1 protein-coding gene is annotated in these 2,134 nt (G+C 29.4%); it reads left to right on the forward strand.

The features are described 5' to 3' along the window. Positions 1-438: type ISP restriction/modification enzyme (locus ACFILL_RS09070; RefSeq protein WP_375643809.1), on the forward strand; the 438-nt coding region annotated here is incomplete at its 5' end. Positions 439-2,134 lie beyond the last annotated feature (1,696 nt).

Genomic DNA, 2,134 nt, shown 5'->3' on the forward strand with positions numbered 1-2,134 from the left:
GCTGATGATTTTTGGAAATTTGTGACAGTAGGGCGTAAACTGGGGCATTTGCACGTGAATTATGAAACTGTAGAGCCGTATCCAGTGACCTTTAAAAAAGGCAATCCAAAAGTTACAGAGATCACGAACCCTAAAGAATTTTACTACGTTACAGAAATGAAATTCGCTGGGAATAGTAAGGAAAAAGATAAATTGATTGTTTTTTATAACAGCAATATCACAATAACAGATATCTCTCTTGAATCGGTTATGGGGCGTCAATGTGTAAAGACTGATAAAAAGAGTGGCATTATTAATGATGCCAATAGCTATGCTGTTGAAACCGTTGGCAACCCTGCTTGTCCATTGGAGTTATTCCAAAGGGTTATTACTGTAAGTTTGGAAACAATGAAAATTGTTAAGAACTTACCAAAATTAGAAATTAGAGAAACCGAATAACTTATAAAGCATGCTCAGATGATAGGCATGTTGACCTCACAAGGGGTATAGAGCTTATAATCATATCTATACCTCTTTTGTTAAGTTGCTTACATATAATCCTAAAAGGATAGTCTATATGCGTTATTCTAAAAAGAAGAAACTTGCAATTTTAGATACTCTTATTTGGATTGCCTTTAAAAGATTATATCGTAATCTAAAATGATAGCTTTGTTTAAAGAGGGTTATGTATATTCATTTTCTTATATTACTTATAGGTTTTGAAGGTTCTTAAAACCCCCAAACCCCCTACAAAACGTATGTTATTGATTGAATTTAAAGGTTGTATTATTGATATAGGTTGTTTTTTTGAAAAGTTGATAAAAATTAACATATTGAAATATAATGACTTTTATTTTTTATTGAAAAATATGTAAAGGGGGGCGTAAAAAGCACCTCCAAAACTCATAACCATAATGGTCTTGATAGCATTTATTATGATTATAATCCCTTTCTTTTGAAAGGCTTTAAAAGATCACATACTCTCATAAGACATGTTTTAATCATTCACTAAATGATCACTTTTGTCGATTCAATGTACTGACACAAACTGACAAATATATATTTACAGTTGTATTTATTTGTTATGGCAGTTTTAATAAGTTGTATTTTGAAAAAATCATAAAACTTAACTTGTTGAAATATAATGATTTTAATTTTCTCTCATTAAAAAAAATGATATAGGTTCTAAAAAGAACTGACAAAAATGACAAAAGTTTATTAAAAGGGATTTTGCTCATCTCTATAATGATCAGTTTCTATTGAGATGTTTTCATAAGTGTTTTCATAACAGGCAATAAATCACAATTATCATATATCCTATTTATCATTTCTCTTATGAACATGAAAAATGATGCCATGGCTATAAAGAACATAACAACTATAGAGAAAGCAAAAATGCAAATGAAAGCATTTGTTATAAGAGCGCGGTGCTATTAAGGTCGTTTAAATTAAAGCCCCTTATAAACAAAATTCACAAAAAATTTAAAATTCATTTAGTAACAAAATTGATAGGTTATAAAGTTTAAAATACGCATTATGAGAGCGTTTCTAAATATTATAAATGTATAGATTCAGAAAATAACGCAATCGTTTCATAAAACCTATAATATAGTTTTAAAAGCACATAAATATAAAAGAAGAAATTGATAAGCATAAGATATTATCAACACGCAACGTATTAAAAAATAAGAAAAAATATCAAAAAGATAGAAATATTATTTGACAATAAACACGTATTTTGTTATATAAATATTCAAGTGCTGAAAACACTTAACGATTAGCGGATAGGTTACGAAACAATCTTTCCAAAGTCTTTAAAATACTGACTGTTTTTTATACGTATTAAAGCGTATAATGATTTTGTCGGGTGTGTCACACCATGCAATACCCTTATGGGAAAAGTGTGACGACGGACTAATCGCCGTGTTTTCAACGCCCGGCGCCTTTATAGCGCGTCAATTGAAAACTTCATTACGATTAGAAAGAATTTAAAATGAAAAATTCTATAATAAAAACTTCCCAAAATACAATTTCCTCTAACATTGCAAACGAAATCACATCTGTTAATCAACAAGAGTCTGCAAAAAAATACGAATTTACCAATGAAAAATTCACTTTTGATGGTCTTACTTTACACCGTATACGTGCTCTAAGA

The organism is Bartonella sp. AP20NXHL (genome assembly GCF_042196165.1).
Lineage (GTDB): Bacteria > Pseudomonadota > Alphaproteobacteria > Rhizobiales > Rhizobiaceae > Bartonella.